Raw genomic sequence first — 25,509 nt, 5'->3', positions numbered from 1 at the left:
GGGTGGGGCCGGGCTGGGCTGGTGCTGTGACCGCCCGGGTTCCGCCTCGGTAGGATCACCGGCCAGGGTGCGAGGGTCGGAGGGCATGACGATGGAAACGCCGCGGATACGCCTCGGCAGCGGTGGAGCGTGGCTGGAGCTGGTGCAGGCCGGCGAGGACAGCTGGCAGGTCACCGCCGACTGGTGCTCATCGCTGTCGGCCGACTTCACCGCCCGCCTCACCGGGGACGAAGTCTCGGACTTCGCCGCGCAGATGCGCTCCCACCTGCGCTCGGACTCTCGATTCTCGGCGGCAGTGACTCCGGGTCGCAACAACCCGCTGGTGCTGAGCGCCGTACCCGTCGGGGACGGGTTCGCCTTCTTCGTGCGGCTGACTCCCAACGGTGACGACGACGTGTGCCATCTGCAGATGGAAATCAATCCCATCGACGTCGGCGAACTCCGCGACATGTTCGATGCGTTGCACGCGTCCTTGGTGCGCTGACCCCACGGACGGCCGGGTCGGGCCGCGATCCCGCCGGAGCAACCGCTGCCCGGATGGCGGCGAGCACCTGCTCGCCGCCGGCACCGCCCCGGCCCTGCCTGCGGGCTCCGTGCCGGTGAACGCCTGCGCTGTCGGTCGGCGGTGCCAGGCTGGGCGGCATGGACGAGCATGACGAGCAACTGCTGCGCGGCCGGGTGTACGGCGCCGAGCACGACGATCCGGGCCCCCGCCCGGGCCGCGACTACCGGGAGCTGGTCGGCGGCCCGCTCGACGGCCTGCTGCTGGACGTCACCGGCTGGACGGGCGACGAACTCGACTGCGGGGCCGCGCTGGTCACCGAGCTCGGCCACTACGGCGGCGGGGGTCGCACGCACTACGAACCCCGCCCCGCCGACCCGCTCCGGTGGGACTGGGCGGGCGACACGCCCTGACCGTCACAGCTCGCGCAGTGCCCACGCGCACTCCGGGCACCGCTGCGCGGCGAACTCGGGCGGACACCAGGGCTGTCCGGGGGCGGTGCGCCGGTAGTGGGCGTGCTCCATCGGCACGGTGTCCCGGCCGCACAACGTCGCCGGCAGCGGGTCCTCGGGCACGTCCGGGTCGGATCCCGCGGCGTGCACCGCCACCACGGCGGGCTCCGCGACGCCCGGGCCGGCCTCCCCGCCGGGCCGGCCCTCGAACAGCACGATGATCGCCATGGTGTCGAGCGTTGCCCTGTTCGCGGCAGGTGGCCACCGGGGAGACCCGTCCGGTCAAGAGGGATGACGCCGGGTCACATCGGGTCTGCGGCACGGTCGCCTGCGTACGCCCCACCGACCGGCCGACCTTTCCTGACGAGCTGTCAGCTCCCGGTGCCGATGCCCGGCGCTGCCGGGCGGATCGGGTCGCCGGTGCGCAGGAGGCCGCCTTCGAGGATCCGGGCGCGCAGGCCGCCGCGGTGGACGAGGCCGCGCAGGACGCCGGGGCTGGTGAGCTGTTCGAGCCGGGCGCAGGGCTCGCTGAGTGCGATGCCGAGCAGGCGCACCCGGTCTCCGACGGTGAACTCCAGGCCCACGAGTTCGGTCAGCGGAACGCCGCGGCAGACCACGTTCCGGCGCGCCTCGGAGTGGGTGAGGTGGATCCGGTGCTCGCGTTCCAGCGCCGTGAGGGCTTCGATGTCGAGGAGGGAGATCTCGCAGACGCGGGAGGCCCGGCCGGGGGCCCGGCCGCGTGGTGCGTCGCCCGCGCGGTCCTGGAAGTAGCGGTCGCCCGCCAGGCCGCGGCCGGTGACGGCGACGGCCTCCCGCACCTCGACGAGGGGCGCGCCGTGGGTCGGCGCGAGGTGGAGCGAGACCGCCGTGCCCTGCCACATTCAGCGACTCCCCTCTCCCGCGAGGAAGTTCTCCTCGATGGCGTGCAGCGTGCGGAACTGGTCGGCGCTCAGTTCGGTGACGCTCAGTTCACGGCCGACGAGGTCCTCCAGGAACAGGATGAACTCCATGAAGGCGAGCGAGTCGACGATCCGGTTCTCGATCAGGTCGAGGTCTGCGGGGATCTCGCCGAGCGCCGGGTTGCGGGCGCGCAGCCAGTCGACCACCGGCTTGAGGGAGTCATTCACCGTGGCACTCTCCTTCGTGACGGTCCGGCTCGGGGCGGGTGCGGCGGTGCGCGCGGCGGTACTCGGTGCGGATGCGCTCCACCAGGACCGCGGCGGGTTCGACGGCGGTGATCCGTTCGCAGGTGTCGCCGCAGTACATCGCCATGTCCTCGATCCGGCCCTCGGTGCGGACGGACGGCACGGCGGCGCTGTACCGCGGGACGGGCAGCCGCCGGCCGTCCGGGCCGGCGGCGGTGGCGATGAACCGGGCGGACAGCCGGGGGCCGGGCCCGGTCAGCGCGTTGCGCAGGACCCGGTGGGGCCGGTTCGGCCAGCCGATGTCGAAGACCGTCGTCACCACGGTGTCCGCGGCCCCGGCCGCGACGATCCGGCGTTTGAACGCCGGGTGCGCCTCGGATTCCCGGGCCGCGGCGAAGACGCTGCCGGCCATCGCCCCGTCGGCGCCCTCGGCGACGGCCCGGGCGAGGTCGGCGCCGGTGGCGATGCCGCCCGCGACGGCGAGGACGGCGTCGGGGTGGTCCCGGCGGACGGCCCGCAGCAGTGGCAGGGCGGGCAGGGTGCCGAGGAGGTGCCCGCCCGCCTCGACGCCCTGGAGCACGACGACGTCGGCCCCCTGTTCGAGGGCCCGGCCGGCGGCGTGCGCGGTGCCGACCTGGACCACCACCGGCAGCCCGGCCCGGCCGGCCGCCGCCGGCAGGTCCGGTGCGGGCAGCCCGTAGAACGTCACGAACGCCCGCTCCGGCAGGACGCCGACAGCCGCGTCGAGTTGGGCCCGGCACCGGTCCGGGGACAGCACCTCGGGCACCAGGTTGATCCCGAACGGCCGGTCCGTCCGCGCGGCGGTGTCGGCGATCAGTCGGCGGATCCGTTCGGGGGGTTCCTTGTACAGGCCGAGGACGCCGCCGGCGCCCGCCCGGGAGACGGCGGCGCACAGCTCGGGCCCGGCGACGCCGCCCATGCCGGCCTGGAGCAGCGGGACGGTCACCCCGAGGCGCCGCTCCAGCCGCGTCGGGCGCGGCGCCGGCCCGGTCACCGGGGCGCTCCGGCCGCGACCACCGCGTCCCGGGCGGCGCCGAGGTCCCCGTCGAAGCGCAGGTCCAGGACGTGCAGCCAGCGTTCCAGGCCGAAGGCGACACATCCGGTGAAGGCGGGCCTGCCGTCGTACCGGATCAGGCAGCGTTCACCGAAGAAGTTGCGGTGGTTGTTGAGCGAGGCCACCGCGGTGCCGTCGGGGGCGAGGAACTCCTCCTTGACCGGCGCGAGGACCTGGAGCACGGCGCGCGGGCTGTCGCGCCGGAAGAACGGGTCACTGGCCGGGGCACGGCGCAGTTCGACGCCGAGGCGGTCGGCGAAGGCTGCCACCGCCGTCCGGTAGTGGTCCAGGTGCGCGCGGACGGCGTCCTGGCTGCCGAGGCAGACGATCTCGCGCATGGTGAACCCCCAGAGCCGGCGCAGGCCGTCGTGGTGGTCCTCGTTGCGGTAGCAGTGGGCGACGGTGGTCACCAGGGCCGGGTCCCGGCCGAGCGAGCGGTCGGCGAGGTGCAGGAACGCCCCGTAGCAGGCGGCGGACGGCAGCAGGTGGGTGGCGTCGGAGAGGTCGTGGGCGGGGACCGGGTCGGCTTCGGCCTTGGCGCTGTCCTGGTCGAGCCGGTCGGGCCGGATCCGGCTGACCGTGCTGCCGAGGTGCGGGAAGTTCTGGAAGTAGTCCAGTTTCCGGAGTTCGGCGGCGGGCAGCAGGGGCGGCAGCGTCATCGGCTCGGCGCCGCGGGCGGTCGCCCAGCCCGTGAGGACGTCGTCGAGCGCGTGCAGCAGGCCGGTGGCGGGGCCTCGGAGCGTCGCGAGGCCGTCCTGGGCGGACCAGGCGGTGCGGGCGCCGGGCGGGGCCGCGGCACGGTCGGTGTGGGACATCGTCCTCCTCCGGACGGTGGTCGAAGGTGCGGGTGGAGCGAGGGGGCGGCGCGGAGCCGGTTCATGCCTCCGGGACGCCGATCCGCCGGAGGAAGTCCCGGGACTTGCGGAGCACTCGCTGGTGCTCGGCCCGGCGCGCCGGGTGGTCCAGCAGTCGCTTGCGGAAGGCGAGTCCGTCCGGGATCCCGGCGTCCCGGTAGACGGCCGGGTTGTAGAGGGAGCCGATGCTCGCGGACAGGTAGCCCGCCAGGTACTGGCCGATGGCCCGGCGGTCGTCCTCGTCCGGTCCGGTCTCCAGCAGCCGCTGCCAGAGCAGTTGGACCAGCCGGGCCCCGAAGGCGATGTGCCGGCTCTCGTCCTGGTGGTGGATCCGGTTCAGCTGCCGGATGGTCGGGTGCAGCCGTTCGTCCGCGGCCAGCCGCACGTTGTAGTGGTCGACGATCTGCTCGAACAGCAGGATGCGGGCGAAGACCAGGAAGTTCTCCCGGACCGGGTCGTCGGCGGGGACGGACAGCTTCAGCCGCTTCTCCGGGTAGATCCGGCCGCCGTACTTGAGGCAGAACGTCGCGAAGAACCACATGTGCTCGTTCTCCTCACCGATGAAGTGGTGGAAGAACTCGGACGGGATCTCGAAGCCGGGGGTGTGGATCCGCCGCATCACCTCGATGAGCAGTTCCCTGATGCCGTGGACGTTCAGGCTGTAGAAGTTGATGCTCTCCCCGCGGCCCAGTGCCCGCAGCTGGTCCGGGGCGAGCCGTTCGGCGTACTCCGTGCCGTGGACGGACAGCAGCTCGGGCGAGAACCAGGGCTCGTCCTCGGGGAGTTCGGCCGGCCAGTCGAAGGTGGTGTACGGGTTGTAGTAGTCGCTGCTGGCCCGGGCCGAGAGCCGCTCCAGGAGCTGCCGGAATTCGGTGTCGTCCGTCATGCCCGCTGCCCGGGGGTCCGCCAGGCGATGCCGTCCAGCAGCTTTCGGTGGAGCTCGGGGGTGGACGCCGCCACGCAGGACCGCTGGTTGGCGACGTCCAGTTCGGTGAGCGCGGTGTCGCCGAGCGGCTGCCCGTACGCGTCGGTGATGACCAGGCCGGCCTGCTCGGCCAGCAGCACCGCGGCGGCGATGTCGTACGGGAACAGGTGCAGCACCCGCCCGTTGCCGACCCGTCGGAACTCGCCGAGCAGCGCGGGGTCGTCGCGCAGCAGCCGGTTGCCGATGTCGACGTACGCGTCTAGCTGACCGGTGATCAGGCGCGAGATGGACCAGGTGGCGCTGTTGAAGACGAACACGCCGCCGGTGTTGGCCGAGAGGTCGATGAGGTGCCCGTAGGCCTCGGTCATCAGCCGGGCGGGGTGGCCGTTGAACTCCAGCGACCAGAACATCCGGGAGAGGTCGGTGGTCCGGGTCGGCGCGGGCACGGGGTGGTCGTACCCGTGCGCCACCACCCCGGGGACGCCGCGTTCGGCGTACAGGTGGGCGCCGGTCTTCCACTCCATCAGCAGGGCGTGCTCGACGTCCGCGATCCGGGGGCGGTCGCCGAGCCGGGCGACCGCGACGGACACGGTGGCGGACTCCAGGCCGGCCACGGCGGGCCGGGTGCCGTCGATGGGGTCGACCACCAGCAGGTGTTCGGGGTCGCGGCCGTGGGTGCGCAGACCGCGGTCCTCGGAGAACACGGCGACCGGCAGGTCGTGCTCGACGACGTACTTCCAGACAGCCCGTTCGGCGACGTCGTCGATGCCGAACTGGGCGTCGCCGCCCGGCGAGTGGCCGCGGACGCCGCGGTTCTCGGACCGGGCCCGGCCGGCGGTGATCTCGTCGCGGACCAGCCGGGCGAGACCGAGCAGGTAGTCCAGCATGTCGGTCATCAGGTCGCCTCCGCGGCGAAGAGGGTCTCCAGCCGGTCGCAGAGGAGGTCCGCCTCCTCGGTGGTGATGATCAGCGGCGGCCGGATCTTCAGGACGTTCCCGCGCCCGTAGCGGGAGGTGCGCAGGATCAGGCCGTGGTCCATGCCGCGGTGGGCGAGGTGCAGGGTCAGCGGGGTGTCCGGCCGGCCGTCCCGGTCGACCAGCTCCAGACCGATCATCAGCCCGAGTCCGCGGACGTCGCCGATCCGGGGGTACCGCGTCGCCAGGTCGCGCAGCCGCTCCATCAGGTGGGCGCCGACGGTCCGGACGTGTGCCAGGAACTCCGGGCGGGAGACGATCTCCAGGGTCTTGTCCGCTGCGGCGGCGGCCAGCACGTTGCCGCCGTAGGTGAACGAGTGGTACTCGCCGTCCAGGCCCGCGAGTTCCTCGCTGGTGAGGATCGCGGCGACCTGCGCGCCGGAGCCGCCCAGGCCCTTGGCGGTGGTGATGATGTCCGGCCGCACGCCGAAGTGGTCGGCGGCGAACATGTGGCCGGTGCGGCCGATGCCGGTCTGCACCTCGTCGAAGACCAGGACGATGCCGCGTTCGTCGCAGATCCGGCGGAGCGCCGCGAGGTAGCCGTCCGGCGGCACGATGTTGCCGCCCGAGCCGGACACCGGCTCCACGACGATGCAGGCCACACTGCCCGACGAGGCGTGGTCGATGAAGTCGTTGATCCGCTCCGCGCACAGCAGGCCGCAGCTGTCGGGGCTCTGCCGGTAGAAGCAGCGCAGGCAGTACGGGTCCGGGACGTGCGTGATGCCGGCGACCAGCGTCGGGAACGGCGCCCGGCGGAAGGCCTCGCCGGACATGGCGGTGGTCAGCACGGTCTGGCCGTGGTGGCTGCGGAAGAGCGTGATCACCTCCCGCCGTCCGGTGCGCACCTGGGCCATCTTCACGGCGCCCTCGTTGGCGGTCGCGCCGCCCGAGACCTTCAGGTGGACCCGGGTGAGGTTCGGCGGCGACACCGCGACCAGCCGGCGCACCAGCCGGTCCACCGGCTCGGTCCGGAACGTCGAGGTGGCGTGGACCAGCAGGTCGGCCTGTTCGCGCATGGCCTTGACGATCTCGGGGTGCCCGTAGCCGAGGCTGAGGTTGAACGTCCCCGAGGCGCAGTCGATGTACGCCCTGCCGTCGGCGTCGTAGAGGTGGATGCCCTCGCCGTGCCGCATCTTGTACTCGCTGACCTGGTAGTAGATCAGGTCCTCGATCTTCCGTGCGTCTTCCACAATTCCTCCCGAGGCCGAACCGACACTTCCCGAAAAGAATGCGCAGGCCCTCGTTCGACGACCGACAGCGTCCCGGAACCGATCAGGCGGGCAGAATGAAGGTGAAACTCGCCAGCCACCCCTCCGGGGTTTCCTGGACGTCCATCAGGCATTCGGGGCGGAAATACTTGTCCAGCCGGTTCCGGCGCTCGCCGGGGAAGTACAGCATGGTGGTCAGGACGCCGCCGCCGGGCGGCTGCACCTTCACGTGCAGGTGCCGCGTCCGGCCCGGGTACTCGGCCGGCAGGACGGTCTCCAGCCGCCAGTTCCCCTCCTCGTCGGCGAACTGGTGCCCGCGGAGGGTGAACCCCTCCTCGTCGTACACGCCCTCGTCGCCGACCTGCCAGAAGTCCAGCAGGGCGCCCCCGATCGGCTTGCCGTCCGGGTCCACGACCCGGCCCGACAGCACCATGGGGGTCCCGGTCGGGACGTCAGACCGGAAGCTCGTCTTGAACGGTGTGGCCGGCTTGTAGTACGGGCCCTCGGTCTGCGCCGGGGTCGGCGGGATGCCGTTGCACTTGACGTCGGGAGTGATGATCAGGACATCGTTCTCGGGATTTTCTCCCACCGTTTCCTGCCTTCCATCGGGTCGTTTCACAGCGACCGCCGAAGAAGCCGACGGAAAGTTCTGCCGGAATTCGACGCACCGAATTCCGGTCCGCTCAGAATGTCTCTCGCGGGGCGGCCGTGTCAATAATGCGAACGGGCCGGGAATCAGCGCGGAACAGGGCGGCCGAGGACGTTCTCCGCGGCCGCGCGGCGCAGCATGACGGCGCGGACCCGGTCGAACACCCGGCGGTCCGGCGGGGCGGTCAGGATGTCGGCCAGGGCGAACAGGTCCAGGGCCCGGCTGGTGCGCCGCCAGTCGTCGGGCAGCAGCCCGCCGCCGTCCCGGAAGCCGGCCAGGAACGCCCGGGAGTAGTCCGGCGGGTACTCGTCCTCGAAGCGCAGCATGTTGCCGACGTCCATCAGCGGCGGGCCGCTGAAGGCGAGTTCCCAGTCGAGGACGGCGGCGACCTCCCAGCACCCGTCGCGGCCCGGTCCGACCAGCAGGTTCTTGGGATTGAAGTCGTTGTGGACGAGCCGGTGGTCGGCGGCGGCGCGGGCGCAGAGCGGCGCGGCCCGTTCGGCCAGCCGGCTGAGCGTCCGGGCGTCCGACGCGCTGAGCCGGCCCTCCGACGGGGGGCGTCGCTCCGCGACCGCCAGGCAGTGGTCCACGAAGGCCCGCAGGTCGCTTTGACCGTCCGGCGGCTGCGGAACCAACGACGCCTCCTCGAAGCGGCCGGGCCGGGGCAGTTCCCATTCGGAGACCCGGGCCAGGGCCGCGCCGACCGCCCGGCCCAGGTCCGCGGCGGCCGGTCCGGAGGCGTCCGCCAGCGCCTCGGCCAGCGGAACACCCCGGATGTAGCGGTAGACCAGGGACGGACACCCCGTGGCCGCGCCGTCCGGGTCGGCGGCCACCAGCTCGGGCAGGGGAAGCCGGCCGGACAGGCGCCGCAGCAGCGCGGCCTCGACCTCGCACGTGTTGCGCCGGACCCCGCTCTCCCCGCCGGGCCGGAAGCGGCGCAGCACGTAGCGCCCGTCCGCCTCGGTCACCAGCAGGATCAGCTCGTTGTTGCACCCGCCGAGAAGCCGCCTGGCGCATTGGACGCGCTCCCCGGGCAGGGCCTCGCCGTGCAGCCAGGCGCGCGTGCCGACGTCGAGCTCGATGGGGTCGGTCGTCACCACTCCGTCATCCTTCCTGCCGTCCGCGTGCTTTCGGGCGCGCCACACCGGGGCCCTGCTGCGCCCGGGTCCCGGCCGAACGCGGACCGCCTCCCGCCGTGCGGTCAGCGGGTGTCGTGCTGCGCCTCGGCCCGGAACGCCAGGACGAGGCCGCCGGCCGGACCGGCCATCGCACCGAGCTCCGCCGGCACGACGAAGTCGTCGGCGGCCTGTTCGGGCAGCCCCGGGTACCCGCCGAGCTGCTTGAGCAGTTCCGCCCGCACCGCGGGAAGCAGCCCGGGGAGCACCGACATGCCGCCGCCGATCACGATCCGCTCGGGCGCGGTGCAGTAGACGATGCTGCGCAGCCCCTCGGCCAGGTAGCCGGCTTCGAGCTCGACCGCCCGGTGCAGCTCGTCCCCGGTCAGCTGCTCCGCGGGCCTCCCCCACCGGTCCGCGACGGCGGTGCCGCCGGCCATGCCTTCCAGGCAGCCGCCGTGGAAGGGGCAGTTGCCCGGGAAGTCGTCGCCCGGCCGCCGGCTCACCGCCACGTGCCCCATCTCGGTGTGGACCAGTCCCCTGACGGGCCGTCCGCCGACGATCGCACCGCCGCCGATGCCGGTCCCGACGGTGAGGTACACGTAGGTGTCGAGCCCTCGCGCGGCACCCCACCGTCCTTCGCCGAGGGCTGCGCCGTTGACGTCCGTGTCGATGCCGATCGGTACCTTCAACTCCCTTGCCAGCGAGCCGAGTACGTCGACGTCGACCCAGCCCGGTTTGGGCGTGTCGGTGGTGAATCCGTACGTCGGGAGGTTCGGGCGCAGCTCCAGCGGGCCGAACGAGGCGACGCCGATGGCGGCCAGCGGTCCGTGCCGCTGCGTCGCCCGGCCGAAGAAGTCGACGACGCGGGCCAGGGTCTCGCCGGGCGCCCCGGTGGGGAACCGGGCCTGGGCCACCACCGCGGAGGGCGAGGTCCCCACCAGGCAGACGACTTTGGTGCCGCCCGACTCGACCGAGCCGTACAGCGCCCGACGCGGGCTCATGCGGCGGCCTCCGGCCAGCCGTCCGGGCCCACCGGGGCGGAGTCGGACCGGATGACGACCTTCATCGCGCCGTACCCGGTGCCGTGGCCCGCGCCGTCGGCGCCCGCGGAGAGCAGCGCGAACGCGTCCTGGTAGCGGTCGAGCGGGAACTCGTGGGTGACCAGCGGCTCCAGCGGCAGGTCGCCGATCAGGTCGACCGCGATCGGGAAGGTGTCCGCCCGGTAGTCGCCGGCCCCGATCAGGCTGACGCCGTGGTTGGTCAGGTACAGCGGACTGATCCGGGGCCGGTAGCCGTCGTCGAAGCCCATGGCGACGACCCGGCCGCCGTCGGCCACCAGTTGCAGTGCGGGCTCGACGGCGACCCCGGTGGTGTCGAACACGACGTCGGGCCGGCGTCCGTCCCCGGCCTTGACCACCGCTTCGAGCGGGTTCGGCCCGCCGGCGTCGACGGTCCGGTCGACCAGCGATCCGGCGACGGCCAGCCGGTACGGGTCCGACTCCGCGATCACCACCCGGCGGGCGCGGCGGGCGGCGACCAGGGCGGTGAGGAGGCCGATCGGCCCGGAGCCCAGCACGGCCACGGTGTCGCCGTAGCCCACGTCCGCGGCGAGCACGTTGTTCAGGACGCAGGCCAGCGGCTCCACCAGCACGGCCCGCCGGAACGCGAGGGCGCCCGGCAGCCGCTCGGTGAACCGTTCCGGCAGCACCACGTGGTCGGCGTACGTGCCGTCGCGGTCGACACCGACCTCGGTGCCCCGCTTGTTCCGGCAGTGGTTGGTCGCGCCCCGCCGGCAGGGCGGGCAACTGCCGCAGTACAGCGTCGGATTGACCACGACCCGGTCGCCGGGGCGGACGGACGCCACGTCCGCTCCGACCGCCTCCACCACGCCGACCGACTCGTGCCCGAGGACCACGCCGGGCCTGGCCGGGAAGCGGCCCAGCAGGATCTTGCGGTCCGTGCCGCAGATCCCCGTCCCCACCACCCTCACCACGACGTCGTCGCGTCCGGACACCTCCGGACGCGGGTGGTCCCGCAACTCGACGGGATGTGAACCGGGACCGGAATGGAAGCCGGAACCGAGATATACCAGAGCTCGCACGGCGTCTCCTTGGGGGCCGATGGGCCTACCGCTACCAGGTGCCTGTCACCGATCTGGCTTGCAAGGCGTTCACTGTAGCCTGCACCGTCCTCCCCCGAACCGTCCGTGTTTCGGTCATCGTCGGACACCCCCGACCCTTACGGGGGCGTGCGCCCGGCGTGATTCCCGGATCGCGCGCCGGGCGGCAATCGGCCCGATCGCCCCGGCCGAAAGGGACGGCGCAGCACAGCCCCCCGTTCCAGGACCGCCCTGCGCCGGCCGCGCTCACCCGCTGGTCCGGGGCCTGCCCCGGCCCGCGGCCGACGCCGGGCGGGAGCGGCGGCCACGGGTGGGGCCACTGGGATTTCGGCGGGGCACCGGGGTGGCGAGAAATCCGCTGCGGCACTGTCCGGTCGGAATTCGAGAATCATTTCCCCAGCGACTGCTGCTGTCGGCGATGGAATTGTGCATTGCGGTGTCCGCGAGTCCACTGAAGGGAAACGGGAACAGCGACGGTGACTGCGTGAATCCACCTCATTCCGAAGGGAATGTTGCCGCCGTCATATGACGTCCCCCGGGATGCGGACCGGAGCACGCGGAGGCAGTCCGGACGGCGGGACGACGGTCGGGACGGGGACCCTCGGCCGACGGGCCGCAGGCGGCGACCTCTCCCACGGAAGCCCGTACCGTCCACCGCGTCCGTTCGCCGCACTGTGCACCTCGCGCTGGTCCCGGCCACCGTCGCGGGGGCGCTCGCGCTGCCCGGCGCTGTCGCGTTCGCCGACACCGGCACGCCTGCGGCCCAGGCCGCGGGGGCGCCCCGTGGCGGCGCGCAGCTGGCGAGGGGTCGCCCCACGGGCACGCAGGTGCTCGTCCGGTCCCGGCACCGAGGATCGCCCGCCGTACGACCCGCCGCCGCGGGCGGTGGCCGGTTCCGACGTGACGCCGGACGGATGCCGGGACCCTCTGGGCGTGGCGCGCTCGCAGTGGGCACTCTCCGCCGACGCGGCGTTCGGCCCGGCCAGCACCGGTCGCCGGCCCGCGACGGACGGCCGCCGGCCCGCGAGCTGCAACCCCGCGCCCGGTAACCCGGTCGGCAGGCTTCGAGGGGGCCGACACGCCGGATGATGGCTAAAGGTAGTTCATCACACACCGAGCGTGAACATATCGTGCGCGCATGAGACAACTACACCCCGCCGTGCGTGCAGCGTGCGCCGTTGCCCTGAGTTCCGGCCTGGTCCTCGCCGCCCCCGCAGCCTGTACCGCTCGGGCCCTCCCGTCCGTGGTGCGAGCCCCCGACGGAACGCTGTTCCTCACCTTCACCGGCACTCCCCAGTCCGTCACGGTTCCCGACGACGTGTGCCAGGTGGAGGTGACCGCCTTCGGCGGCGCCGGCGGCGACGCGGTCTACGGGTCGCCCGGCGGCCTGGGCGGCGAGGTCCTCGCAACGCTGGACGTCCACAGCGGGCAGGTACTGACCGTGAACGTCGCCGGCGCCGGAAGCGGCGGCAGCCTCACCGACGGCAGCCCGCCGCACGGCGGATACGGCGGCGGCGGGCAGGGCGGCGCCTACAACGACACCCCGGCGGCCGGCAACGGCGCCACCGCGGCCGGCGGCGGCGGGGCGACGACCGTGGCCCTCGACGGCGGCACGGTCGTCGTCGCGGGCGGCGGAGGCGGCGGAGCCGGCAGCTTCACCGACAGCGGCACCGGCCGCGGCGGCGACGGCGGTCAGAACGGCGGGCCCGGCGAGACGCCCCCCACCCCGGGGGCCGGCCACGGCGGCGCATCGGGCGGCGACGGTGGCAGCGGCGGGGCCGGCGGCACCCCGGCGTTCGCCGGGGACCAACCGGGCGTGGCCGGCGGCCCCGCGAACGGCATGGTCGGCGGAGACGGCGCGCTCAACGTCGGCGACCCGCACATGGGCACTGGCGGTGGCGGCGGAGGCGGCGCCCACGGCGGCGGCGCGGGCGGCTCCTCCACCGCCGGCACACTCGACGGCGGCGGCGGAGGCGGCGGCTCCAGCCTCGGCCCCGCCGGAGCCCAGTTCATCACCGGCATTCGCAGCGGCGACGGCGAGGTCCAGCTCCAGTGGACGCCCTGCGGCCCCAGCCCCAGCCCCAGCCCGACGCCGAGCCCCACCACTCCCCAGCCCAGCCCCACCGGCGAAGTCCCCACCACCCCCGAACCGACCGGCCACCCGACCGCCCCCACCCTCCCCGCCACCGGCGCCCCCGCCACCGGCGCCCTGGCCGCGATCGCCGCCCTGACCGCCGCGACCGGCGCCGCACTGTTCCGCCTCGGCCGAGCCCGCCGCAGACACTGACCCCGACTTCCCCTCCCGCCCCCTCCCGCCCGGTCCCGCCCGGAGCACGGGCGACAGCATCGACGCCCGGCCTGCCCCGGGGTGCCGCACCGTCCCGGCCGCGCGCACCTCGGGGCCCGGAAGCCGGCCGCGCCCGGACAGGCGCCCCCACCGCGCCACCTGCGGTCGCCGCACCGAGGTGGCGGCGATGCACGGTGAGTACGCGTACTCATGTGCGTCAGGACGCCGGTTGACAGGCTTCGCGCCATGACGAGCAGCAGAGGGGCGCTGACGGCCCTGCATCTCTTCCTGGTCTGGGCGACGACGGCGGTCATGGTTCCGACGATCGGTGTCGGGCTGCCGGCGGTGGCCTGGGTCGGCGGAACCGGTGCGGCCATGCTGGTCTTCGCGGTGGGTGCGCCGTTCATGGTGAGCCTGCTGGCAGCGGTGGGCAAGCAGGCCCGGACCGTGGTTCCGCTGTGCGGCTCCGCACCACAGCGGCTGCGCTGGGCGGCCTGGGTCTTCAGGCCTCGGCACGGTCGGCGTCCTGGCGGGCTTCGCCGCCTACAGCAAGGGCGTCGACCTGGGGAGTGCCGGCACCCGAGTCGCACTGACGGGGGTGCCGTACGTCGTGGCCGCGGCGGTCTTCGTGCCGGGCTGGTGGGTGCGGCCGACGGCACTGGCCGCACTGGCCGCCGGGGTTGCCCACGGGGGTTTCGTCGGCCCGGAACAGGCGCAGCAGCGCCGGCACGAGGCGGAGGTCGCCCGGTACCGCGAGCGTTCGGAGCTGCTGTACCTGGGCGCTGCACCGCCGGGCCTTCAGGTGGCCCGGGTCGAGACCGGCCCTGCCCACCTCGGCGTCGACTACCGACCCGTCCGGGACGGGGACAGGTCGGGGCGGGTGCACCTTACGGTGCGCAGACCCGTCACCCCGGCACTCCGGTGCCCGGAGCCTGCGGAGACCGGCGCGACCTGCACGGTGGACGCCTCCGGCGAGCTGCTCAGGGTCCACGCCCTGCCCGGCGGCGGCCGCGACGTCACGCTGGTGCGCCGCCACCGGGACGTGGAGGTCGAGGTCACCGGCCAGAGCCTGGACGAGGCGGGGCTGCGCCGGCTCCTGGACACCCTGCACCCGCTGTCGGACCCGGAGCTGGAGACGCTGATCCGGGAGAAGAAGATCGACTACCGGAACTGATCCGTGCCCGCCCGTCCGTGCCCGGACGGTCCGGCACCGGGGTCGGCGCCCGCTTCGAGAACGGGGCCGGAGCGGCGAGCCGCTCCGGCCCCGGGTGGGTGCGGGTCAGGCCCACCAGTCGCGGGCGCCGCCCTCGTCGGCGCCGCACTGGCGCCAGATCTTGCCGTCGCGCAGCACGTAGACGCCGAAGGTCACGACCGTCTCGCCGCGGACGATCATGGTTCCGCGCATCATGGTGGTGTCGTCGGTCTGGATGTACTCGTTCATGTCGACGTACTTGAGGTCGAGTTCCCAGTACTTGGCGAGCAGCGCGCGGATCTCGGTGCGGCCGGTGACGGTGCCGGTGAAGCGGATCCACTGGGCTTCGGGGTGGTAGAGCTCGACCAGGCCGTCGAGGTCGCGCTCGGCGGTGCACCGGACCATTTCCGCGAAGACGGGGTGCAGGGTGATTTCGGACTCGGTGCTCATGACAGTGCTCCTCCGGTGTTGTCGGTGACATCCGCAGCGGACGGTGCGGCGGTGGCCGCGAACCAGGTCTGGATCTCGCGTTTGACGACCTTTCCGAGCGCGTTGCGCGGCAGCGCGTCGGCCAGCAGCACCGTCCCGGGGATCTCGTGGGCGGCGAGCCGGCCGGCCGCGTGGGCGGCGAGGGCGGCGAGCAGGCGGGCCGGGTCGTCGGCGGCGCCGGCCATGGGCACCACTGCGGCGGCCACTCCGGCCGGGGTGCCGACGACGGCCACGTCGGCGACCGCCTCGTGCTCGAAGACGGCCGACTCGACCTGCAGGGTCGACACCAGTCCGTCGGGGGTGTCGACGGCGTCGGACTCGCGGTCGAACAGGTACAGCTCGCCGTCCTCGTCGACATGCCCGAGGTCGCCGGTGTCGCACCAGCCGCCGGCCGGGACGCCCTCGCTCTCGGGGCCTTCGTCGACCCGGACCCGGGGCGGTGCGCCCTCGGAGCGCAGCCAGATCCGGCCCACCTCGCCGGTGGGCAGTTCGGCGCCGCGCGCGTCGGTGATCAGTACGTGGGTGCCGGGGGCGGGCCGGCCGACCGACATCGGGCGCTTCGGGTCGAAGGTCCCGATGGTGACGGCGGGTTTGGCCTGGCTCGCCGAGTAGGCGCCGACGACCTTGGCCCGCGGCATCACGTCGAGCAGGGCGGCGGCCAGCGCCGGGTGCAGGAACGCGGAGGCGGTGGCGACGGTGGTCACCGAGGTCAGGTCGTGGCGGCGGTGCACGCCGTCGCGGACCATCAGTACGGCGAGGTGCGGGGTCATCATGATGGTGCTCGCCGCGTGGCGTTCGATCAGCGCCGCCATGCGTTCGGCGTCGCCGGGCGGGGCGAGGGCGAGCGTCGTCGGCGTCGCGTTGAGCACCATGGAGACGGTGGTCGCGCTGGCGGTGATGCCGAGGCCGACGGAGGCCACCATGGGCGCGGGCTCGTCGTGGGCCATCACGGACGGGGGTCCGCCGGCCGTCGCCAGGTTCTGGTGCGACACGACGACTGCGCGGGCCAGGCCGGTGGTGCCCGAGGAGTACACGATCTCGGCGTCGTCGTCCGGCCGGTGGGCCAGGTCCACGGGCTCGTCGCCGGCCACGGTCAGCTCGTCGAGCGGGCGCGTCCAGTCGACGGCCCCGGTCGCGGGCGGGGGGATCCGGCCGTGCACGATGCCGGCCATCCCGCACTGGCGGGCGCGCCGTTCCAGTTCGGCGACCGGGATGTCGGCGGGCAGGTGGACGACGGTGCCGCCGGCCTTGAGGACGCCGAGGTAGGCGACCGCGTAGTCGGACCAGTCCAGGTCGCCGAAGAAGATGCCGATGCGGGTGCCCCGCGGGGTGCCGGCGGCGAGCAGGCCGCGGGCCAGGGCCTCGGACTGCCGGTCCCAGTCCCCGTAGAGCAGGTCCGGGCGGCCGTCGATGATGAGCGCGGTGCGCCGGGGGTGGAGCGCGGCGTGCGAGCGCAGTTGGGTGGTCAGGTAGGAGAACGTCCGTTCATTGGCCATCGGGGGTTCCTCACGGTGGGTGTCGCAGCAGCCGGAGACGGTTTCCGTTCAGGGCACGCGTGACCGTCCGCCCGACCCGGACCGGCGCGGCCACGACGTGGCGTGGCGTGCGCGGGTCCGGGACGGCGGCGGGGCACCTCGTGCCGGTCGCCCTCAGACGATCTGGAAGGCGACGCAGCTGCGACCCCCGAAGCAGGGAGCCGCGGAGGCGAGGAGGTGGTTGAGGATGAACCGCGCGCGCTCGGCCGGCGGGTCCTCGCTCAGTGCCTCCAGGTACCGGTGGTGGGCCGCGAGCGAACGGACGGCGCGCTCGCGGGCCTCGTCGTCGACGGCCACCGCGTGGGTGGGCCGCGGGGATCCCGCGATCGCCACGCGCTTCGGCCGCCAGGGCTCCAACCCCTCGTCGGACAGCTCCGGGTGGATCCAGCGGTTGCCCGCGTCGGCGATCGCGTCCAGGGCCGCCCGGCCGACCGCACCGTGGTCGGGGCTGTTCCACGCACCCGACGCCCAGGTGTCGTGGTGGTTGAAGGTGATCACCAGGTCGGGTCGGTGGCGACGGATGCCACGGGCGAGATCACGGCGCAGGTCCGGGCCGTAGACGATCGTCCCGTCGCGGTGGCCGTCGAGGAACTCGACCTCGTGGACGCCGAGTTCCACGGCCGCCTTGCGTTGTTCCGCCTCGCGCAGCGGCCCGCACTCGGCCGGCGCGAGGTCGGCTATGCCGGCCTCGCCCCGGGTGACGAGCAGGTAGGACACCTCGCGTCCCTGGGCGGTCCACCGGGCCACCGCGGGTCCGGCTCCGAACTCGATGTCGTCCGGGTGGGCGACGATCGCGAGCGCACGGGTCCAGTCGTCGGGGAATTCCTGCAATGAGTCGGCCATGAGCCCTTCCAGGTGAGTCCGGGGCGGTCAGGCCGTGTCGGCCTGCCGGGGAATGCGGATGATCAGGGTGGCGATCAGCAGTGCGACGGCCATGACGCCGGCGCAGGAGAGGAACGCGACGGTGTAGCCGTGCGTGGCCTCCAGGCCGCCGGCCGCCTGCGTCACCGTGGTCAGCACGGCGAGCCCGACGGAGCCGCCGACCAGGATCGAGGTCTGGAACAGTCCGGACACGGCGCCCGCGTCGGCGGGCGGGATCCCGGTGGTGGCCGCCGTGGTCGCCGGCATCATGGTCAGGCCCAGGCCGATGCCGGACAGGATCGTCGGGCCCAGCACCGTGCTGACGAAGGTGCCCGAGTCGGCGGCGAGGCCGAGCCACCCCATGCCGAGGCCGAGGCTGAGCAGGCCGAGCGTGAGCATCTGCTTCATCCCGACCTTGCCGATCGTCTTCATGCAGATCTGGGCGAAGACGAGCAGCGTGCCGATCAGCGGCAGGTAGGCGAGGCCGGTCTGCAGGGCGTTGAACCCGAGGATCTTCTGCAGGTACAGGGTGACGAAGAAGAAGTAGCTCATCTGCGTCACGCCGAACAGCATCATGATGAGCAGCGCGGCGTTGGTGTTGCGGAGCTTGAAGATGCGCAGCGGGACGACGGGGTGGACCTGCTTGCGCTCGACGACGCCGAAGACGACCAGCAGGGCGGCGGCGATGACGAGGAAGCCGCCGCGCATCGGCGAGGTCCAGGAGTCCTCGGTGTCGAGGAACGCGAAGACGGTCAGCAGCATCGCCGCGGTGACCGTCACCGCGCCGGCCACGTCGAGGCTGGGCCGTTCCTCGGCGCGGCTCTCCTTGATGGTCCGGCCGCCGAGCACGACGACCAGGAGGCCGATCGGGACGGCGATGAAGAAGCTGATCTCCCAGCCCGGGCCGGAGGTCAGCAGACCGCCGATGAGCAGGCCGAACAGTGCGCCGGCGGCGCTGGCGCTGCCCCACAGGGCGAGTGCCCGCTGCCGCGAGGGGCCCTCCGCGAAGGAGGTGATGATCAGTGCGAGCACGACGGGAGCGGTCAGTGCGCCGCCCGCGCCCTGCACGGCCCGCGCGATCACCATCACCGTCGGGTTGGGGCTCAACCCGCAGACGACGGACGCCAGCGAGAACAGCGTGACGCCGACGACGAGGATCCGGCGCCGGCCGAACACGTCGCCGATCCGGCCGCCGAGCAGCAGCAGACCGCCGTAGAGCAGGCCGTAGGCGTTGACCACCCATGGCAGGCCGGAGTCGGTGAAGCCGAGGTCGCGCTGGATGTACGGCAGCGCGACATTGGCGATGGTCTGGTCGACCTGGATGAGCAGCTCGGCCGTCAGCAGGGTGACGAGGATCAGCTTCGCCACGAGCGAGTCGGAGCCCGACGCGGGGTTTTCCTCGGAGGCCGACTGCTTGTCGGCAGACCCGATGGACATGGATCTCCTGATCGTTGTGCGCACCGCCGCTCCGGCGAACCCGGACGAGCCAAGGCTAGGGAGGGCGGGCGGGACGGGATGCTCACTTCAGCGCATCCCAGGGCAACTGATCGGAGACTTCCAACGGAAGGGGGCGCGGGGCCACGGCGCTTCGTGCCATGGCCCCGCGCCCCCCTTTGGACGCGCCTGGGCACGTCGGGGTACCGCAAAGCCCTCGGTGCCGCGTCGGCACCGAAGAGGACTAGAGGGTGTAGTCGACCGTGTACTCGGCCGTGGTGGCGTCCACCGACTTCACCGAGCCGGTGCCGGAGAGGCCGGCCAGCCCGTCCGTCGCGGAGCCCTCGACGATCGTCCAGGTCTCGGCGGCGGCGCTGGTGAAGGTGCCCTCGATCCGGGCGACGAAAGTCCCCTTGCGGTCTCCGATGGCGCCCTCGAAGCGCTGCAGGCCGACGTAGGTCGCGGATCCGTCGGCGCCGTAGACCATGAGGTACTCAAGGATGCCCTGGCCGTCGAAGTCCCCGGTGAAGACGTTCTCGACCGACGCGCGGGTCAGCGTGGCCGAGCCCTCCTCCTTGTGGTAGGGGTTCTCGTTCCACGACTTGGTCGTGTACGTCCCAGTTGCTCGGGTGGCCATGGTGCGGTGTTCCTCTCGATCCAGACGATCGGCCGCAAAACCGTTCCAACGGCCGAATATGACGCCGAGTCAGGATAGCGTCCGCCCGGCTCTGGCATGCTCACTATTGAGCAACGAATCAAGGACGCTGGGTCACCATTCGACGGGCAGCGACCGCGGGGCGCGGATGATCATGTCCGACTTCCACTGCACCTCGCCGCCGATCCGCAGCTCCGGCATCCCCGCCAGCAGGGCCTTCATCGCCTCCTGCAGCTCGACCCGGGCCAGGTACGCGCCGAGGCAGTGGTGGGCGCCCTGGCCGAACACCATGTGGCGGTTGTCCTCGCGGTCGAGGACCAGCTCGCCCGGGTTCTCGAACGCGAGCCGGTCGCGGTTGACGGCGCTGGTGTCGACGATCACCGGCTCGCCCGCGCGCACCAGCAGGTCGCCGACCTGGATGTCCTCGGTGGCGTAGCGCGGGGAGATCCCGTTCGCGGCGAACGGCACGAAGCGCAGCAGCTCCTCCACCGCCGACGGGACCAGCTCGGGGTCCTCGCACAGCCGCGTCCACAGCTCGCGCTGACTCTGCAGCAGGTAGACGAAGTTGGAGATCTCGCTCGCCGTGGTCTCGAACCCGCCGATCAGGGTCGCTATGCAGAGCTGGATGAGCTCGGGCTCGCTGAGGCGGTCGTGGGCGTCGCGGGCCTCGATCAGGGCGCCCATCAGGTCGTCCTGCGGGGCCTGCCGGCGCTCCCGGACGAGGTCCGTGAAGTACTGGTGCAGGTCCATGAAGCTCTTCATGCACTCTTCGTCGGTCATCTCGTTGGTCGACAGCGCCGCGTCGCACCAGGTCCGCAGCTGCGCGCGGTCGGCCTCCGGCACGCCGAGCAGCTGGCAGATCACCGTGATCGGGATGGGCAGCGCGTAGGAGTTCACCAGCTCGGCGCGCGGGCCGGCCGCCTTCATCTCCGCGACGAGCTTCGCGGCCACCTCGCCGATCCAGGCCCGGATCGACTCGACGCGGCGCGGCGTGAACGCCTTGCCCACCAGCGTCCGCACCCGCGTGTGGTCCGGCGCGTCCATGGTGAGGATGCTCTCCGGCACCGGCCGCGGCGTCATCCGGGGCTCGTCGCGCTGGAGCGCCATCGCCCGGGAGAACCGGCGGTCGGTCAGCACGATCCGCGCGTCGGAGTAGCGCGTGACCAGCCAGGCGGGCTCGCCGAACGGCAGTTGGACGCGGATCGGCTCCCCGTCGTCCAGCAGCTTGTCGTACGCGGCGGAGAGCTCGATGCCCACACCGCCGGCGAAGGGGTAGGAAACCGGTTCCTGCTGTTCGGTGCTCATGTCGATGCCCACTTTCACCCTTGTCCGGGAAGCAGCCTTGCCCGCGCCGACCGGCGTGACGAGCTGTCAGGGTATGGGCCCGGGTGGCGGGTTCATGCTCAATCCGGAGCATCGGGGGCGGAAAACCGTCTGGATACTGCCCCCATGACACAGGCAGAGGTTCGCATTCAGGCTGTTTTCACCGTCGACCGCTGGGACGCGGTCGACGACGAACCCGTCGACGGCGGTCCGGTCACCGGCCGGGCCGAGCTGGCCAAGACCTACACCGAGGGTGACGTGAAGGGCACCGCCGACGGCCACATGGTGACCACCCAGGGCCCCGGCGGGGCCGCCTACGCGGCGCAGGAGCGCGTGGTGGGAACCATGGCCGGACGCACCGGGACGTTCGTGCTGGAGCACCGGGCCACCCAGGTTCCCGGGAGCGAGCCGGTGACCTGGGCGGGCATCGTCCCCGGCTCCGGCACCGGCGAGCTGGCGGGCGTCGGCGGGGAGGGGACGCTCGGCCACGGCACGCTCGACCTGATGGTGCGGTTCCCGGCCGACCTGGCCGGCTGAACCCGGACGGGCCCCGGACCCCCGGAAGTCGGGGGTCCGGGGCCCGTTCCGCAGCGGCCGTTCAGTCGCAGCGGAGCCTGCGCGCGGGGCCCCGGCGCCAGGGGAAGCCGTGGTGCAGCAGGACCGCCTGCTCCCCCGCCGGGCCGTCCGGCTGCAGGGCCACCGCCACCAGGACGTCCGGCCCCGCCTCGAAGCCCAGGAACCGCCAGCGGTCGGCCAGGTCGTCCTCGGGCGGGCGGAAGTCGACCACCCGGCCCGCGTCGTCCAGGGTGAAGGCGAACGAGTCCAGCGGTTGGGCGAGGCCGATCCCCCGCGCCTTGAGGTACGCCTCCTTCAGCGTCCACAGCCGCAGCGCCATCCTCGCGCGCGGCCGGCCCTCCTCCAGCGTCCGCAGCCGGCGCCGCTCCTCCGGGGCGAACGCCGCCGCGAGCACCTCGGTGTCCCGGGGGCGTCCGGTGGCCCGGGTGAGCCGCTCCACGTCGACGCCCACCCGGCCGCGGCGGGTCACCGCGAGCACGCAGAACCCGTCCGTGTGCGAGAGGTTGAAGTCCAGGTGCGGCCCGCCGCGGGGCAGACCGCCCGGCGGCGGGAGCAGGTGCGGGCGGCCCAGCGGGGAGCGGGCGAGCGCCAGTTCCGCCTCGGGGATCCCGGTCTCCAGGGCCAGGCCCCGCCGGACCAGGGCGCGGGCGACCCGGTGCCGGCGGCGGTCCTCGGCGAACAGCAGCCGCTCCTCCGCCGCCCGCTCGCCGCGGTCGGACCAGTGGAGCGCGAGCGCGTCGGCGAGCGGCGGCGGCAGCGCCTCGTCCGGGCAGAGCCAGACCGTGACGGGGAGCCGCTCCGGCCCGGGCCGCGAGGCGTCCACCGGTCAGCGTCCGGCGTGGGCCGGGGCCAGGCAGCCCCGCAGGGCGGCGAGGAACTCCTCGGAGTCCTTCAGGTAGAAGTGGTCCCCCGGGAAGACCCGCAGCCGGAAGTGACCGCTCGTCACCTCCCGCCACTCGCCGACCTCCTGGGGCGTCGCGAGCGGGTCGCGGTCGCCGGTGAAGGCGTAGACGGGGCAGGTCAGCGCCGGACCGCCGGCCTTCGGCAGATACGTCTCGTTCAGCTCGAAGTCGGCCCGCAGGAACGGCAGGAAGAACCTGACCATCTCCCGCTGCCGGACGATCTCCGGCGGCGTCCCGCCCAGCCTGACCATCTCCGCGAGGAAGGCGTCGTCGCCCAGCTGCGACACCGGCGGGCGCCGGTCGGGCGCGTGCGGGGCCCGGCGGCCGGAGACCACCAGCGCCTCCGGTCCCGGCTCCCCCCGAAGGCGCAGGGCCCGGGCCGCTTCGTAGGCGATCACGGAGCCCAGGCTGTGCCCGAAGAACGCGTACGGCCCGTCCAGGTGGGGGCGCAGGCCCTCGACCAGGTCCGCGATCAGGGGTTCCATCCGGGTGTGGGCGGTCTCGCGGATGCGGGACTCCCGGCCCGGGAGGACCACCGACACCACCTCCACGTCGTGCGCCACCTGCTCGCGCCACGGCCGGAAGAAGGCGCTGCCTCCGCCGGCGTGGGCGAAGCAGAACAGTCGCAGCCGTGGGTCCGGCCCACTCCGCTGTGCAGGGCTGATCCAGGGGCCGGACATCGTCTCCCTCTCTCCGTTCTCGTCCTGTCGTTCGGCGCCGGCCGCGTTCAGCGCCACTCGTACTGCCGGTGGTAGTCCTTCACCCCGGTGAAGGCGAGCATCTCCTTGCGGCCGCCCGCGCGGCGCGCGACGGCCTCCCAGCGCCCGCTGTCGATCGTCCGGTTCTGCACCGGCACCAGGCACTTCAGGTTCTCCTCCAGCAGCTCCGTGTACTCGGAGAACGCCAGGTCGGCGCGGTTCTCCAGGTGGGCGGCGATGCCCATGGCGGAGACCGTCGCGGCCGACTGCTCGTCCACCGTCCCGCTGAAGAACTCGGACGAGCAGCCCGACCCGTAGGAGAAGATCCCGACCCGGCCGGCCTCGGTGACCGCCCCGGAGTCCAGCAGGCTGGCGAGCGCCAGGTAGACGGAGCCGGAGCAGAGGTTGCCGACCGTCGAGGGGTAGCGCAGCGAGGGGGTGACCCGGCGGGCGAAGTCCTCCTGGAGGTCCGCGGCCGGGCGGCCGGACTCCCGCATCAGCTTGCGGTGGGCGGCCTTCACCAGCCCGGCGAACGGGGTGTGCATCACCAGGTGGTCGAAGGTGGTGGAGACGTCGGCCCCTTCGACCCGGCTGGCGTAGTCCGCGAAGCTGTTGCTCAGGCAGTCGAGGTAGGCGAACAGCGAGCGGTCGACGTCGGCGATGTCGAACCGCGGCGAGGGCCGGGCCGAGTCGAGCGTCTCGTAGCTGTAGTTGCCGAAGGCGCCGAGGTCCATGGCCATGACCCGGGGGTCGTCGCTCAGCAGGACGGCGGCGGCCCCGTGCCCGGCGGCCGGCTCCGAGTACTCGGCCGCCTCGTCGACGACGGCCACGTCCGTCGCGATGACCAGGGCCTTGGCGCCCGGGGAGACGCCGGAGGCCAGGTAGCCGACGGCGGTCTGCACGGCGGCCGTCGCGCCGAAGCAGGCCTGCTTCACCTCGATCATCCGGCAGTTGCGGCTCAGGCCGAGGTACTTGTGCACGTAGGAGGAGACGGACTTGCTGTAGTCCACCCCGGACTCGGTGGAGGTCACCAGGATCTCGATCCGGGCGCGCTCCTGCGGGCTGAGGGCGTCGACGACGGGCCGGGCGGCGTTCACCGCGTTGGTGACCGGGTCCTCGAAGGGCAGCCCGATCGAACGCCGGGTCATCATCAGGTTCTCGATCCGGGAGGGGTCGAGGCCCCGCCCCCGGAACAGCTCGGGCACCGTGATGGCGGCGAGCCCGCACCACACGTTCAGGGCCTCGATCCCGTAGCCGGTCCGCCGGCTCCGCTCGGGCCCGGTCACCGCTGCTGCTCGCGACAGAGCAGGTCGACCATGGCCTCGATGTCGGGGACGTCGCTGAACTCGGACATCGGCGTGCTGATGCCGGTCCGTTCGATCAGCAGCCCGATGATCTCCACCCGGTCCACCGAGTCGGCTCCCAGATCCTTCAAGTGGCGCTTGCCGCCGATGAGTTCCTCACTGACGCCGGGGAGGATGCTGCGCACGACCTCCCGGACGAGCCGTTCTGTCGCGGCCCGCTGCGGATGTGGGGCGAGTGTCACTGCGATTCCTTCCGAGAGGGTCCGGTGGTGGTGCCGGCGGTCAGGGTGCGGGTGGTGCTGACGGCGATGACCCGGCCGGTGTCCCGGTCGCGGATCACCACGTCGGTGAGCTCGTCGCCCGGGTCGCCGCTCCGGCGCCGCGACGACGCGGTCAGGGTCAGCACGGTGTCCACGTCCGCGTTGCCCAGGTAGCAGATCTGCTGGTCCACGGCCGCGCGGCCGAGGAACCCGGCGTCCGTGCCGCCCCGCTCGCGCCACAGTGCCAGCAGCGCCTCGTCGACCATCGCGAAGTAGGACGCGAAGTACAGCAGCCCCACCCCGTTGACGTCGCGGACGACGTCGACCGGGTGCTCCACGGTCACCGTCCCGGGAACCGGCCGGTAGGCCGGATCGGCCGGATCGTGGAACGTCAGGTCGCGGCGGGCGCCCTGGTAGACCGCCCGCGGGGAGAACTCCTCGGGCAGCGGCGGCAGTGCCTCGTGCCGGAAACCCGGCGGGGAGGACTTCACCAGGCCCTGGTTGCTGCCCGGGGTGCCGCGGGCCACCCAGCGGTTGAAGTTCTCCACGTACAGGCAGTCCTCGCGCGGGGCGAGGTGGAACTCCGCCGGGTCCAGCGGGCGTTCGGCGTCCTGGCCGCCGCTCCGGCTCACCCGGTGCAGGGTGAGCACGGATTCACTGCCCTGGTCGTAGCAGCCGGAAACCACGTCGAGCCGGTCCCCGAAGCCGAGCAGGCGCGGGTGGAAGGAACGGCTGCCGCGCACCCGGAAGTAGTAGAACGCCAGGTAGGTGGGGTGGCCGGCGCCGTCGCTGGCGGTGAACACGTCCGTGCCGCCCAGCTCGCTGACCGTCTCCCAGGTGAAGTCGCCGAGCAGGCCCGGGAACAGGGAGCTCGGCCCGCACATCCCCGGCCGCACGGTGACGGTCCGGCGGACCTCCGGCAGCGCCTCGGCCGGCCGCCGGGGGCGGGTGATCGGTGTCGTCATCGGTGCA

At 73.1% G+C, this 25,509-nt stretch carries 28 protein-coding genes; 5 read left to right on the top strand and 23 right to left on the bottom strand.

From position 1 onward, the window contains the following. Window positions 1–85: 85 nt before the first annotated feature. A complete protein-coding gene (locus CG736_RS14545) occupies window positions 86–484 on the top strand; it encodes a hypothetical protein (RefSeq protein ID WP_100586625.1) in 399 nt (132 codons plus the stop codon). A gap of 158 nt (window positions 485–642) precedes the next feature. Next, window positions 643–915, top strand: coding sequence for a hypothetical protein (locus CG736_RS14540; protein WP_100586624.1), 273 nt, complete (start codon window positions 643–645; stop codon window positions 913–915). Between the two features lie 3 nt (window positions 916–918). Here the strand turns inward: CG736_RS14540 and CG736_RS14535 are convergent, their stop codons facing one another. From CG736_RS14535 to CG736_RS14480, 12 genes are all read right to left on the bottom strand, one after another. Further along, a complete protein-coding gene (locus CG736_RS14535) occupies window positions 919–1,182 on the bottom strand; it encodes a hypothetical protein (RefSeq protein WP_100586623.1) in 264 nt (87 codons plus the stop codon). Between the two features lie 143 nt (window positions 1,183–1,325). After that, complete coding sequence (locus CG736_RS14530; protein ID WP_100586622.1) at window positions 1,326–1,835, bottom strand: MOSC domain-containing protein; 510 nt, start codon at window positions 1,833–1,835, stop codon at window positions 1,326–1,328. Further along, on the bottom strand, window positions 1,836–2,081 hold the full coding sequence (locus CG736_RS14525) for an acyl carrier protein (RefSeq protein ID WP_043907635.1): 246 nt from the start codon (window positions 2,079–2,081) through the stop codon (window positions 1,836–1,838). Beyond that, complete coding sequence (locus CG736_RS14520; RefSeq protein WP_157815584.1) at window positions 2,074–3,114, bottom strand: nitronate monooxygenase family protein; 1,041 nt, start codon at window positions 3,112–3,114, stop codon at window positions 2,074–2,076. The genes CG736_RS14525 and CG736_RS14520 overlap by 8 nt, the downstream gene beginning before the upstream one ends. Then, window positions 3,111–3,989, bottom strand: a complete 879-nt coding sequence (locus CG736_RS14515) for a hypothetical protein (protein WP_100586620.1) — start codon at window positions 3,987–3,989, stop codon at window positions 3,111–3,113. Before CG736_RS14515 ends, CG736_RS14520 begins: the two co-directional genes overlap by 4 nt. Window positions 3,990–4,050: 61 nt before the next feature. Continuing rightward, window positions 4,051–4,914 carry a diiron oxygenase gene (locus CG736_RS14510; protein WP_100586619.1) on the bottom strand — a complete coding sequence of 288 codons (864 nt, stop codon included), beginning with the start codon at window positions 4,912–4,914 and terminating at the stop codon, window positions 4,051–4,053. Continuing rightward, window positions 4,911–5,849 (bottom strand): inositol monophosphatase family protein, encoded by a 939-nt coding sequence (locus tag CG736_RS14505; protein WP_232733991.1) that lies wholly within the window; start codon window positions 5,847–5,849, stop codon window positions 4,911–4,913. The genes CG736_RS14510 and CG736_RS14505 overlap by 4 nt, the downstream gene beginning before the upstream one ends. Further along, complete coding sequence (locus CG736_RS14500; RefSeq protein ID WP_232733990.1) at window positions 5,849–7,117, bottom strand: aspartate aminotransferase family protein; 1,269 nt, start codon at window positions 7,115–7,117, stop codon at window positions 5,849–5,851. Before CG736_RS14500 ends, CG736_RS14505 begins: the two co-directional genes overlap by 1 nt. An 82-nt stretch (window positions 7,118–7,199) precedes the next feature. Beyond that, window positions 7,200–7,724, bottom strand: coding sequence for an intradiol ring-cleavage dioxygenase (locus tag CG736_RS14495; protein ID WP_100586618.1), 525 nt, complete (start codon window positions 7,722–7,724; stop codon window positions 7,200–7,202). A 146-nt stretch (window positions 7,725–7,870) separates the two neighbouring features. Continuing rightward, window positions 7,871–8,881 (bottom strand): phosphotransferase family protein, encoded by a 1,011-nt coding sequence (locus tag CG736_RS14490; protein WP_157815583.1) that lies wholly within the window; start codon window positions 8,879–8,881, stop codon window positions 7,871–7,873. A 104-nt stretch (window positions 8,882–8,985) separates the two neighbouring features. Then, window positions 8,986–9,903 carry an ROK family protein gene (locus CG736_RS14485; protein WP_100586616.1) on the bottom strand — a complete coding sequence of 306 codons (918 nt, stop codon included), beginning with the start codon at window positions 9,901–9,903 and terminating at the stop codon, window positions 8,986–8,988. Continuing rightward, a complete protein-coding gene (locus CG736_RS14480) occupies window positions 9,900–10,916 on the bottom strand; it encodes a zinc-binding dehydrogenase (RefSeq protein WP_157815582.1) in 1,017 nt (338 codons plus the stop codon). Before CG736_RS14480 ends, CG736_RS14485 begins: the two co-directional genes overlap by 4 nt. A gap of 1,348 nt (window positions 10,917–12,264) precedes the next feature. Here CG736_RS14480 and CG736_RS36190 point away from each other — a divergent pair. Together CG736_RS36190 and CG736_RS37705 are read left to right on the top strand one after the other, a co-directional pair. Continuing rightward, window positions 12,265–13,308, top strand: a complete 1,044-nt coding sequence (locus tag CG736_RS36190; protein WP_157815581.1) for a hypothetical protein — start codon at window positions 12,265–12,267, stop codon at window positions 13,306–13,308. 598 nt (window positions 13,309–13,906) lie between these two features. Beyond that, entirely contained in the window at window positions 13,907–14,482 is a 576-nt protein-coding gene (locus CG736_RS37705) for a hypothetical protein (protein ID WP_232733989.1), read from the top strand. A gap of 105 nt (window positions 14,483–14,587) precedes the next feature. Here CG736_RS37705 and CG736_RS14465 read toward each other — a convergent pair whose 3' ends face one another. The 6 genes from CG736_RS14465 to CG736_RS14440 all read right to left on the bottom strand — a co-directional run bounded on the left by CG736_RS14465 (window position 14,588) and on the right by CG736_RS14440 (window position 20,779). Then, window positions 14,588–14,950, bottom strand: a complete 363-nt coding sequence (locus tag CG736_RS14465) for a nuclear transport factor 2 family protein (protein WP_100586614.1) — start codon at window positions 14,948–14,950, stop codon at window positions 14,588–14,590. Continuing rightward, window positions 14,947–16,485: a class I adenylate-forming enzyme family protein gene (locus CG736_RS14460; RefSeq protein ID WP_100586613.1), complete on the bottom strand. Its 1,539-nt coding sequence runs from the start codon at window positions 16,483–16,485 to the stop codon at window positions 14,947–14,949. Before CG736_RS14460 ends, CG736_RS14465 begins: the two co-directional genes overlap by 4 nt. 153 nt (window positions 16,486–16,638) lie before the next feature. Continuing rightward, on the bottom strand, window positions 16,639–17,367 hold the full coding sequence (locus tag CG736_RS14455; protein ID WP_100586612.1) for a PIG-L deacetylase family protein: 729 nt from the start codon (window positions 17,365–17,367) through the stop codon (window positions 16,639–16,641). A gap of 27 nt (window positions 17,368–17,394) precedes the next feature. Next, complete coding sequence (locus tag CG736_RS14450; RefSeq protein ID WP_100586611.1) at window positions 17,395–18,822, bottom strand: MFS transporter; 1,428 nt, start codon at window positions 18,820–18,822, stop codon at window positions 17,395–17,397. A 241-nt stretch (window positions 18,823–19,063) separates the two neighbouring features. Then, window positions 19,064–19,456 (bottom strand): DUF3224 domain-containing protein, encoded by a 393-nt coding sequence (locus CG736_RS14445; RefSeq protein WP_100586610.1) that lies wholly within the window; start codon window positions 19,454–19,456, stop codon window positions 19,064–19,066. A gap of 132 nt (window positions 19,457–19,588) precedes the next feature. Further along, window positions 19,589–20,779 (bottom strand): cytochrome P450, encoded by a 1,191-nt coding sequence (locus tag CG736_RS14440; protein ID WP_100586735.1) that lies wholly within the window; start codon window positions 20,777–20,779, stop codon window positions 19,589–19,591. A 144-nt stretch (window positions 20,780–20,923) separates the two neighbouring features. Between CG736_RS14440 and CG736_RS14435 the strand changes: the two genes are divergently transcribed. Further along, window positions 20,924–21,334 (top strand): DUF3224 domain-containing protein, encoded by a 411-nt coding sequence (locus CG736_RS14435; protein ID WP_100586609.1) that lies wholly within the window; start codon window positions 20,924–20,926, stop codon window positions 21,332–21,334. A gap of 61 nt (window positions 21,335–21,395) precedes the next feature. Here CG736_RS14435 and CG736_RS14430 read toward each other — a convergent pair whose 3' ends face one another. Genes CG736_RS14430 through CG736_RS14410 form a run of 5 tightly spaced genes read right to left on the bottom strand, consistent with a single transcriptional unit; the run spans window position 21,396 to window position 25,502 of the window. Continuing rightward, window positions 21,396–22,196: a 4'-phosphopantetheinyl transferase superfamily protein gene (locus tag CG736_RS14430; RefSeq protein WP_100586608.1), complete on the bottom strand. Its 801-nt coding sequence runs from the start codon at window positions 22,194–22,196 to the stop codon at window positions 21,396–21,398. A gap of 3 nt (window positions 22,197–22,199) precedes the next feature. Beyond that, entirely contained in the window at window positions 22,200–22,955 is a 756-nt protein-coding gene (locus tag CG736_RS14425; RefSeq protein WP_100586734.1) for a thioesterase II family protein, read from the bottom strand. Between the two features lie 47 nt (window positions 22,956–23,002). Continuing rightward, the gene (locus CG736_RS14420; RefSeq protein WP_100586607.1) at window positions 23,003–24,259 is read right to left on the bottom strand and encodes a hydroxymethylglutaryl-CoA synthase family protein; all 1,257 of its coding nucleotides are present in this window, start codon (window positions 24,257–24,259) and stop codon (window positions 23,003–23,005) included. Continuing rightward, entirely contained in the window at window positions 24,256–24,519 is a 264-nt protein-coding gene (locus CG736_RS14415) for an acyl carrier protein (RefSeq protein ID WP_100586606.1), read from the bottom strand. The genes CG736_RS14420 and CG736_RS14415 overlap by 4 nt, the downstream gene beginning before the upstream one ends. Continuing rightward, the gene (locus tag CG736_RS14410; protein WP_100586605.1) at window positions 24,516–25,502 is read right to left on the bottom strand and encodes an LnmK family bifunctional acyltransferase/decarboxylase; all 987 of its coding nucleotides are present in this window, start codon (window positions 25,500–25,502) and stop codon (window positions 24,516–24,518) included. Before CG736_RS14410 ends, CG736_RS14415 begins: the two co-directional genes overlap by 4 nt. Between the last annotated feature and the right edge of the window lie 7 nt (window positions 25,503–25,509).

Source organism: Kitasatospora sp. CB02891 (assembly GCF_002803145.1).
Lineage (GTDB): Bacteria > Actinomycetota > Actinomycetes > Streptomycetales > Streptomycetaceae > Kitasatospora > Kitasatospora griseola.
The sequence above is the reverse complement of the archived record's forward strand: the minus strand, read 5'-3'. Positions and strand labels throughout refer to the sequence as shown.